General features: G+C 56.5%; 4 protein-coding genes and 2 pseudogenes. 5 read left to right on the top strand and 1 reads right to left on the bottom strand.

The window, feature by feature from the left end; translation table 11 throughout:
• Positions 1-233: 233 nt before the first annotated feature.
• Positions 234-909: pseudogene (locus ACPYOI_RS32370) on the top strand (HAD family hydrolase).
• Positions 910-1,157: 248 nt separating this feature from the next.
• On the opposite strand, the pseudogene ACPYOI_RS32365 reads toward ACPYOI_RS32370, so the two are convergent.
• Positions 1,158-1,421: pseudogene (locus ACPYOI_RS32365) on the bottom strand (low affinity iron permease family protein); the annotation flags it as partial.
• A 483-nt stretch (positions 1,422-1,904) separates the two neighbouring features.
• Here ACPYOI_RS32365 and ACPYOI_RS32360 point away from each other — a divergent pair.
• The 4 genes from ACPYOI_RS32360 to ACPYOI_RS32345 are packed head-to-tail and all read left to right on the top strand — an operon-like array spanning position 1,905 to position 10,933.
• Entirely contained in the window at positions 1,905-3,068 is a 1,164-nt protein-coding gene (locus tag ACPYOI_RS32360) for a glycosyltransferase (protein ID WP_481418264.1), read from the top strand.
• Positions 3,069-3,106: 38 nt separating this feature from the next.
• Complete coding sequence (gene glf, locus ACPYOI_RS32355; RefSeq protein ID WP_481423913.1) at positions 3,107-5,461, top strand: UDP-galactopyranose mutase; 2,355 nt, start codon at positions 3,107-3,109, stop codon at positions 5,459-5,461.
• Positions 5,442-8,690 (top strand): glycosyltransferase, encoded by a 3,249-nt coding sequence (locus tag ACPYOI_RS32350; RefSeq protein ID WP_481423912.1) that lies wholly within the window; start codon positions 5,442-5,444, stop codon positions 8,688-8,690. The genes glf and ACPYOI_RS32350 overlap by 20 nt, the downstream gene beginning before the upstream one ends.
• Positions 8,687-10,933 (top strand): glycosyltransferase, encoded by a 2,247-nt coding sequence (locus ACPYOI_RS32345; protein ID WP_481418263.1) that lies wholly within the window; start codon positions 8,687-8,689, stop codon positions 10,931-10,933. Before ACPYOI_RS32350 ends, ACPYOI_RS32345 begins: the two co-directional genes overlap by 4 nt.
• Positions 10,934-10,935: the final 2 nt, after the last annotated feature.

Here is a 10,935-nt window from a genome sequence, read left to right as displayed (position 1 = left end):
ATCCTAAGCTATGGAGTGGTCTTGGATGGCATGGATGAGGGAAAGTGCCTGGGCCTTGTGGATGTCAATGAATATGCCCAGGCTTCTTACCCTTCCTGATTTGTCTAAAATGGATTCAAGAAGGATTCAGTCTCACGGCGAGATCGCGGAACCTTAAACGGATCATCAAGCACTGGCCTCTGGCCAACTTTTCACGTCGGTCACCATCGGCCGCAGCACGAAAGGGCTAGGACATGCGTATCGAACACGCCTTTCTTTTCGACCTCGACGGAACCTTGGTTGATAGCGTCTATCAACATGTACTCGCGTGGAAGGAAGCGTTGGACGAAGAAGGAATCGAGCTTTCGATCTGGCGGATTCACCGAAAGATTGGGATGAGCGGCGGACTGTTCACCAACCAGCTGTTGAGAGAAACTGCCGTAGCGATAACTGATGAGAAAAACGAGCGCCTGCGTCAGCTGCACGCAGCTGCCTACCGTCGGCTGGGCAGCCAGATAAAGCCTCTGCCTGGAGCAGTCGAATTGCTTCAATGGTTGTCCAGCGAAAGGATACCCTATGCCGTCGCCACCAGCGGCAGGCTTGAGACAGCCGCGGTCAACGTTGCCGCTCTGGGTGTGAGACCCGAGATCGCTGCCAGTCATAACGAGAGATCAGGTGAAATATGCCAAGCCGGATCCTGATCTCTTCCTCGCCGCAGCCAAGGCTTTGAAGGTTCCTATCGAAAACTCTGTGGTCGTTGGAGACAGCATTTGGGACATGCTCGCTGCGATCCGCTGCCGGGCGCTCGGAATCGGCCTTCTCAGCGGGGGCTATGGCCGGGAGGAACTGCGCGACGCCGGTGCAATCAGGGTCTATGAGGATCCGGCCGATCTGCTGCACCACATCGATGAAGTCGGAGGCAGGAGATAGGTGTCGACGCCACGAGCCGCTACGACGGCCGCTTCCTCGCCCCGCTTGGCGTTCCGCTAGGCAAAGCCGCAGCCTGGCCCCTGGCGAGATACATGCCCGGCCGCTCGTCGCTGTCACGTGTCCCGCGCGTGATCCTACAGCTGGCTTTTCTCATGGGATCCGGTCAGGACAGCCATCATGACGCGATTGAGACATTGCAGAGGGGCCCGATGGCCTCTTAAATCCAAGCGAAATAAAGTAAGCTGCAGTCAAGCGGATGCCTTATCTCGCTTCGATGCTTTGTCGGCGACGCCTTCGACGCGTTCTGCTTGATCAGCAAGTGGCTTGCTCATCCGTCGCAAGGCCGCTTCGTCGAGCTTCTCGATGCCGACGAACTTGTTCTGCGCCTGAGACGTTAGGATCAGCTCGTCGAGCTTCGCCTGTAACGAATTGCCATCTCTATTCTGACTGTTCTGCAGGCCGAAGACCAATAGGAAGATGATGATCGTCGAACTGGTGTTGATGGCCAGCTGCCGAGGCACTTCAGCGGGAGTCTGTCCAGCGCGGCAAGCTGGTATCCATCAAAGACCTTGGAACCTTATGGCGAAATCCGAAAAGGGCCGTCCGACGTTGTACACAGAGGAAATGGCGACAAAGATAGCCGCGGTAACATACGAGGATTGTAGACTCAGTGCTTATCAAGACACAGCGTCTTCACCACAAACCGGCCAATCGTGCAGATCGCGCATCCTTTGCAGCGCACGGCGTGGTTTAAGAATGCTGAGCACCGGCCGGAGACATGCCCTCTATAGCAGGCGGCAGGCAGAAGACCGAAAGCCTGCGTCATCGAATCGCGCGAAGCCGAAAATTGTGCTCGTTAAATTCAGGGAACTCCTTCCTAGCTCTTTCGGTTGGGCAAAGGCGATGCAAGCCGCCGATGAAACAAAGTGGATTCAACAAGAGCAAGCCGTTGCTCTCAACAAGATCTTGGAGACACAGTTTTGATCATTAACTCAATGCGAAACTTCAGCCGTATTGTAGTTGTCAGCGACTTCCAAGATGGAGATTGGAGCGATCAAGAAATTCCATCTGCTAGTTGGTTTCGCGATCAGTGGCTTGCCGGCTCGCGTGGAAATGCTCCATTTGCCTTGAGATCTGCAGAAGCGGTCGAGGTCAGAGGAGGTTATCTCGAACGGCTTCCCCTTGCGGCTCTCAAAGCAGGTCTTGTTCAATGTGCCGAGATATGGACCCATTGGCGCGGCAACACGCCGCCTCCAAGTTCGATGGGATCCAGTCCGCTCCTCACCCGGCGTGCATTTCGACTGAACGGGTCAGATCCCCCCTTTGCTTCTAACGATATGCTGGGACACATCGAAGCATACGGTCCACCAAAGATCCTTTGTGTGTGGGGGCTCGGCGTCGATGAAGACATTATGGCGTCGTGTCGTGATAGCATAAAAATATACAATTCGATCGACGCGCCAGCGCTTCGTGTACCATTCCAGGTAAGCCGTCACTTCGACCTAATCCTGACTGGTGCCAAGTGGCAATCGGACGTAGTGCTCTCGCGTCATCCGCATGTGCAGACCGCAATAATGCCGATCGGGCCTGAATTTGCTTCAGACCTGACATTTACGCCTTTGAACCTGCCCAAGACCTACGACGTGATCTACGTTGCTGCCGCGCAGCCTTATAAGCGGCACGACATCCTATTTGCGGCCCTTGAAAGGCTACCCCGGTCAATACGAGCGCTCTGTGTCTGCGGATACGGCGAAATGATCGAAGATTTGCACCGACAGGTCACGGAGCTTGGCATTAACGTTGATTTTGTTGACCCACCGGGGGTCTCGTTCGACGAGGTAAACAGATTGATGAACCAGGCACGGCTCGGAGTGGTGTGTGGGATCGATGACGGCGCTCCGGCCATCCTAACCGAATACATGCTAGCTGGTATTCCAGTACTTGCTAACAGTCACCTCAAATGCGGCCTACAATACATCACACCTTTAACTGGGCGGACGGCGACGGCCGAGTATTTTCATATCGGCATCAGAGAAATGCTCGACAACCTCGACGAATTCACCCCTCGGGACGTCGTGCTCGCGAATTGGAGCTGGGCACATAGCGTGAGAAAGCTCGAGCGCATTATTAAATCGCTTCCCCCCTGGAACCTGTCCTGACGTTCGAAGTTTAGGAGGCTGTTTATTCGAGGTTGCTCATGGATCTTCTCCGCTCGTTATCACCATCCCTCGCTGCCTTGCCCTCCGATTCTCCACTCATGTGCTTCTCCCATCTGCGATGGGATTTCGTGTTCCAGAGGCCGCAACATCTTATGCAGCGTTTCGCACAGGAGCGGCAGGTATTCTTTTTTGAGGAATTCATACCGACGGATCATCATCTCGCCTATTTGGAGATCCATCCGTTTGAGGGTACGACAGTCAAGGCGATCCGCCCGCGCATACCGCACGAATGGGGCGAGGAGACCCGCGAGCGGTCACTCCGGCGCTTGCTTGACGATCTGCTTCTTCTCCATGGCGGCCGTCGACCGATATTGTGGTTCTACACACCGCTAATGTTTATGTTCGCTCGGCACGTCGACGCGGTCGCGGTTATCTACGATTGCATGGACGAACTCGCTAATTTCAAGTTCGCGCCCCCCGAACTGAAAATAGCAGAGGAGGCTCTGATGGCACGTGCTGACGCCGTCTTTACGGGCGGCGTCAGCCTCTACGAGGCAAAAAAAGATCGCCATGACAACATCCACGCTTTCCCTTCAAGCGTTGATGCCTTCCATTTCCACGCGGCGAGAAAAATTTTGCCGCAGCCGCCCGACCAGGCGGCGATTCCAGAGCCGCGCCTTGGATATTACGGTGTCATAGACGAAAGGCTTGATCTAGACCTGATAGGGACCGTGGCTGCGGCACGCCCCGAACTTTCATTCGTCATGCTCGGACCTGTAGCGAAGATTGCCCCCGAGGATCTGCCGAGAACTCGAAATATCCACTACCTGGGCCAGAAAGACTATGCGGAACTCCCCGCCTACCTCTCTGGCTGGGATGCAGCGCTTATGCCCTTTGCACTGAACGAAGCCACGCGGTTCATCAGTCCTACGAAAACCTTGGAATATCTTGCTGCGGGGCGACCTGTCGTAAGTACGCGCATTGTCGATGTCGTTCGCACTTACGGATCCTTACCGGGCGTCTATTTGGCGGACGATCCGGATGGGTTCGCCGACGCTTGCGATGCAGCAATCGTACAGGCTCGCTTTGATAACACCTGGGTAGACGCGGTAGATCATCTGCTGGGGCAATCGTCGTGGGATGCCACCTTCAGAAACATGTCGAGCATCATCGAGCGCACAGTGGCGAGCAGGGGCGCCGACCGCCCCGAACCCGCGGTTGCATACCTGCCCAAGGCTCACGCCCGTCTGCGGAAGCCTTATGATTATCTTATTGTCGGGGCGGGTTTTGCCGGATCGGTACTTGCCGAGCGACTAGCCGAGGACGGCAAAAAGAAAGTTCTTGTGTGCGACAGGCGACCGCACATCGCCGGCAACGCATATGATCATTACAACGAGGCTGGGATCCTTGTGCATAAATATGGTCCTCATATTTTTCATACCAACAGCGAGGATGTCTTCAATTATCTCTCTCGGTTTACGGCGTGGCGGCCATATGAGCATCGCGTTCTTGCACAGGTAGGCAATCTGCGGCTTCCGATGCCTATCAATCGCTCGACGCTGAACGAATTTTACGGGATCAATCTTTCAAGCGAAGCGGATGCCGCTCGATTTTTGGCAGAAAGGGCAGTTCCCTGCGATCCCGTCATGACGTCGCGCGATGTCGTGATTTCTCAAATTGGCTTGGACCTTTATCAAACTTTTTTCGAAGGCTACACTCGCAAGCAATGGGGGCTTGACCCGGCCGATCTGGATCGTTCGGTCACCGCGCGCCTTCCAACGCGCACCAACTTGGACGACCGTTATTTCCAAGACACGTTCCAAGCCATGCCACGCGATGGATACACCCGCTTGTTCGAACACATGCTAGATCATGAGAATATCACCGTCATGGTCGCAACCGATTTCAGCGACCTCAGGCGGGAGGGCCTTGCACCGCATCTTATCTTCAGCGGCCCGATCGACGAGTACTTTGACCATCGCTTCGGCACGCTGCCTTATCGAAGCCTCGAGTTTCGCCATGAAACTCAGGATTTGCGACGCGCGCTACCTGTCGCAGTGATCAACTATCCATTGGAGGACGTGCCTTATACTCGCGTCACCGAGTACAAGCATTTGACGGGCCAAGTACATCCAAAAACCAGTATCAGCTACGAATATCCCTGCGCCGATGGAGATCCCTACTATCCTATTCCACGGCCCGAAAACCAAGCGCTGTACAGGCGATACGAAGCGTTGGCGCGCGAGCAGTCGGAAGTGACCTTCGTCGGTCGCCTCGGCACCTACAAGTACTACAACATGGATCAGGTCGTCGGTCAGGCGCTTGCGACTTACAGGCGGTTGAAAAAGCGGCATGAGGGCAGGGTGATGGCCGATGTCCAGCGGGACCGATAAGCCACGCATTCTTTTGGCGACTGATAGTCTCGACCCGTCGGGCATGGGGGAGCACATGCTTGCGTTGGGCCGCGGGCTGACCGAGCGGTGGGACGTAACCCTGGCGATGATCGGCGAGGATAGGAGCGGCTTCCTTCCGCGTGCAGCGCGATATGGCCTTCGTGTAAAGCTCTCCAAAAATCACGATGACTTTCGCCACTGGTTGATGAGAGCAAACTTCGGTCTTTTGCATGTACATGCTGGTATTGGATGGGAGGGGCACCCGTTTGCCGCGGCTGGCACGGCGAAAGGCATCCCAATCATTAGAACTGAGCATCTACCCTATCTCCTGACAGACCCCGAACAATGCGCGCAATACCGTATTGAAACGGAAGCTCTTTCTCATCTCATCGTCGTGTCTGAGGCGTCGCGCGAAAGCTATCTGGAGCAGATTGGACGCGAACGTCTGAGCGTCGTTCACAATGGTGTTTTCCCCTTTCAGCGGTCGAACTCTGCCGCCAGGCTGAAACAGGAGCTGGGACTGGTCGGCAGGAGTGTTTTACTAACCGTGGCCCGCTTCTCTGCCCAGAAGGATCACGTGACGCTGTTGCGGGCACTGCCTTCTGTACTTGAAGCCGAGCCGTCCGTGATATTGTTGCTTGCGGGGTCGGGCGAAGAGCGGGACGCCGTTGAGCATCGGGCGATTGAACTTGCCATAACCGACCATGTTCGCTTTCTCGGCCATAGATCGGATATCGCTGATCTGATGCGAATTTCCGACCTGTTTGTTCTTCCATCGCGTTTCGAGGGCCTGCCACTTGTCGTTCTCGAGGCCATGTCACTCGGCCTCCCGGTCGTCGCATCCAAAATTGCTGGGACGATGGAGGCATTGGGGAACGATTATCCCTTTTTCGCCGAACCGGGCGATCCAAACTCATTGGCGTTCGTCATCTGTCGCGCCCTCGCCGAACCACGCCGCTCGACGAACATCGGCGAGGAAGCTCGTAAACGCTACAAGGCCAAATTTTCTGCTCATCGAATGGTAGCCGAGACGGCGGCGATATACGACCGCTTCCTGAGCAACCCAACTCAATCCGTGCAAGAGGAAAACTTCATGGAAAAGACGCGTATCGCCTTCATTGGCGCCGGAGGTATCGCTCAGCGCCATCTCGACATTTTAGCTGAATTCGATGACGTCGATGTCGTCGGCTTCGCAGACCCCGACCTCTCGCGAGCCGATCAGGCGGCCATGCGTTTTGGCGCAAAGTCTTTTGCCCATCAACGCGAGATGCTGGCTACCGTTCAACCTGACGCTGTCTACGTCTGCGTCCCACCGTTTGCACATGGCGAGCTCGAGCTCGATTTGATCGAACGCCGCATTCCCTTCTTCGTGGAGAAGCCGGTGTCGTTGGACCTTGCCACCGCCGAAAAGATCTCGGCAGCCATTACCGACCAAAGCCTTATTACGGCCGTCGGATACCATTGGCGCTACCTCGATATCGTTGATGAAGCGCGCGGCCTTCTCGCCGAAAACCCAGCCCAGCTCTTATCAGGCTATTGGCTGGACTCGACACCGCCACCACGATGGTGGTGGAGGGAAGATAGATCGGGCGGACAGATGGTCGAGCAGACAACCCACCTGTTGGACCTTGTGCGCTTCCTGGTGGGGGAGGTCACCGAGGTGTATGGCCGCATTGGACACAAGGACCGGCCGGACTTCCCCGGCCTTGACGTTCCGACGGTAAGCACCGCGAGCCTGACCTTCGAAACAGGAGTGATCGCGAACATCGCTTCCACTTGTCTGCTCGGCTGGAATCACCGCGTCGGGCTGCACATTTTCGCCGATCGGTTGGCCATTGAATTGACCGATCGGGAGATCATGGTAGATGTCGGAAAAGGTCGACCGGTCCGGAGTGCGGACGGAGACCCGGTCTGGCGCGAGGATCGCGCCTTCGTGGACGCCGTGCGCGGAGGCGAGAGTCGCATTCGGTGCCCCTACAGCGAGGCACTTGCGACCCATCGTCTTGCTCACGCAATCGTTTCTTCCGCGCGCCTCGGAGAGCCAGTCCGTCTTGATCAGCCGCCGACGGAGCCGATTGCGCTCGCACCCCTCCAGTTCCGGCCCCGATCCGAGCCGCTGCGGGGGCTGCAGCCGGGTTATCGCGTGGTCCGCTCGCTCGGGGTCGAAGCCTCGGGTCAACCCTACTTTTTTGAATACGAGGAGGGGCCGCCGGGGGACGGCGAGGTACGGCTGGATACCATCTATACCGGTCTATCGGCCGGCACAGAACTTACCTTCTTGAAGAATACGAACCCATATTTCCGCTCACGCTTTGATGGCGAACGCGGAGTCTTTATAGAAAGTGAGCCTGAACTGCATTACCCTGTTCCATTCTTAGGGTATATGGAAGTCGCGCGCATATGCGACTCTCGTGTCGACTGCTTACCCCAGGGAGCGATCGTTGCCACGACGTATGCTCACAAGACGGGGCACATCGCGAACCCCGTCCATGATCTCCTCGTACCGCTACCTCCGGGAATCGATCCACTCCTCGGTGTCCTGGTCGCTCAAATGGGACCAATCGCGGCGAACGGCATCCTACATGCCGATGCAGAAGCATTTGGTGCAAACATTCCCTACCTCGGCGCTGGGATAAAGGGTCGTCCAGTGATCGTCATTGGAGCTGGAAGCGTGGGTTTGATGACGGCGCTATTTGCCCGATCGCTAGGAGCTTCCGACGTGGTGGTCGCGGATCCCTCTCATTTCCGGCGTGGCAAGGCTGAAGCCTTGGGGCTGCACGCCGTGTCGGAGGATCAGGCGTGGCAGCATGCTAAGGCCTACTGGCATGATGGTGCGATGGGGCGGGGCGCTGATTTCGTCTTTCAAACAAGGGCCCACGCTAGCAGCTTACATAGCGGGTTGAAGGCCTTGCGGCCGCAAGGAACGGTAATTGATCTCGCCTTTTATCAGGCAGGTGCTGACACCCTGCGGCTCGGTGAGGAATTTCACCACAACGGTCTCAACATCCGCTGCGCCCAGATCAATCGTGTCCCGAGGGGGCTCGCACCGTTCTGGAACCGACGAAGGCTTGCTCTTGCCACCGTAGACCTTCTGGCGACCGAAGGCGGTTCCATCCGAGAGCATATGATTACCCACGTCGTCCCGATGGATGACGCGCCGGCCTTTCTGAGGGATCTTCTTGAAAAACGCCTGGATTTCTTGCAGGTCGTATTCCAGGTGGGCGAATGAACACCGAAGCGATGCCCGTTCGCATTCTATTCGTTTTCGCGTGGCTGGTTGTCGGTGGCGAAGAAACCGAAGTTCGACTGCTCGCCAAGAACCTCGATCGAAGACGCTTTTTGATTGATGTCATCGCCTGTTTTCACAGACCCGGCATGCCGGAGCAAACCCACGAACAGCTTCGCGCCTTGGATGTCGATGTTGATACCACACCTTATGAGCTCTCATTTGAAGACACCGTGAACTATCTTGCCGCAAAGATCCCGAGCTATGACGTGATTGTTTCGTGCCAGAACGTCGCCGACGTTTATCCCGCTTTGGAGCGGTTGCATCTGCGGCCGCCGCTTATCGAGCATGGAGGGCTCGTCTCGGAAGCGCTGGCGGGACCGAAGCATTATACGACCCGATACGTTGGTGTGTGCCGTTCGATTCGTGATGCCGCAGCGTCTCGCATGCCGGGAAAAGAGGAGCTTGCGGTGGAGATCCCGTCTATGGTTGAAATCTCGGACGTCAAATCAACGTGCCGCCGTAAGATGAGGTCTAGTTTTGGAACAACTGACGACCAAATTCTAATCGGGTGGGTCGGCCGGCTTGATCCGAAGAAGAACGTCGAGGACTTTATCGAAGCCGCCGCCCTTGTCAGTGCCCGTGAGGATCGGGCCCGGTTCGTCATCGTCGGGGGGCCGGACGCTTTTAATCCGGGTTATGCGGAGGGATTGAAGGGACTGGCGCGCCTACGGGGCTTAAAGGATCGCCTTCAATTTCTTGGCGACCGCGAGGATGTCGTTGATCTGTTGGCGGCCTTCGATATCTTCGTCTGGCTCTCACGCGGAGAAGGTATGCCCCACGTCATTGCTGAGGCGGGTGCGGCGGGACTGCCCGTCATCGCCACGCCCGACAACGGCGCAGCTCAGCAGATTCAGGATGGCGTGTCCGGTATCTTTGTCCCATACAACGAACCGGAAGCGGTTGCCCGGCAGATCCGTCTGCTAATCGATGCTCCGGACCGCAGACGCCAACTTGGATTAGCATTACGGCGGAAGGTCGAGTTAACCTATTCTGTCGAAGCGTGTCTCCCTCAGTGGCAGAAACTCTTTGTCGAGGTTCTCGATGAGCGAAAGCCAGCGCATCCCACGGGGCTTTTTAGATCCTTCCTGCAAGGAGGCTTCGAGTGCTCAACTCATCGACTTAGGCCGGGTCACGACGAAGCCGGAGGCCGCCGCCTGGACATGATCGCGGCCGTCGAACATGACCGCTATGCGGCCCAGGACTATCAGCAGCTCGCAGGCTTCAACATCCGTACTGTTCGCGACGGGTTTCGCTGGCACATGATCGATAACGCCGGCAACTATGATTGGACGAGTATTCGGCCGATGTTGGAGGCGGCAGCCAAGACCGGCACACAGGTCATCTGGGATCTGCTGCATTATGGCTGGCCGAGCGATATCGATATTTGGTGCCCGCGCTTTGTCGATCGATTTGCGAGGTTCGCCGGCGCCTGCGCCAAGGTTGTTCGGGAGGAGAGTGATGATGTTCCCTTCTACTGCCCGGTAAACGAAATATCTTTCTTCTCATGGGGAGGAGGCGACGTAGGCTATTTGAACCCGTTTGCCTGCGGGCGAGGCTTCGAACTCAAAGCGCAGCTCGTGCGTGCAACGGTCTCGGCGATGGAGGCGATCCTTGCTGTCGATTCGCGTGCCCGCTTCGTTCATTGCGACCCCATAATCAACGTTGTCGCGGATCCTTTGCGTCCCTTGGAGAAAAGCGTGGCCGAGGCGCATCGGCTATCGCAGTTCCAGGGCTGGGACATGATCGCGGGTCGGCTGTGGCCGCAGATCGGAGGCAGCGAACGCCATCTCGACATAATCGGAGTCAATTACTATTTCGAGAACCAGTGGATACATGGGGGCGCTCCAATTGACATCGGCCACCCACTCTACAAGCCTCTCGCTAAAATCTTGATTGAGACCTATGCCCGCTATGGCAAGCCAATCGTGATCGCGGAGACAGGAATCGAGAACGAACGACGCGCTTCGTGGTTCGAGTACGTTGTCGCTCAAGCAGAGTGTGCCATGCGAGCCGGTGTTCCTTTGGAGGGAATTTGCCTTTATCCCGTGGTTAGTCACCCGGGTTGGGACGATGACCGACCGTGCGAGAATGGACTTTTAGCTTCAGAGGTCACACCGTTTGGACGTAAGTTTTACCAGCCCCTCGCGGCTAAGATAGGTGAGAACCGTCACGTGCTGACTTGAGA

The sequence above is a fragment of the Rhizobium sp. SVR5-2C genome (assembly GCF_056755115.1).
This window is presented reverse-complemented; position numbering and strand designations above follow the sequence as displayed.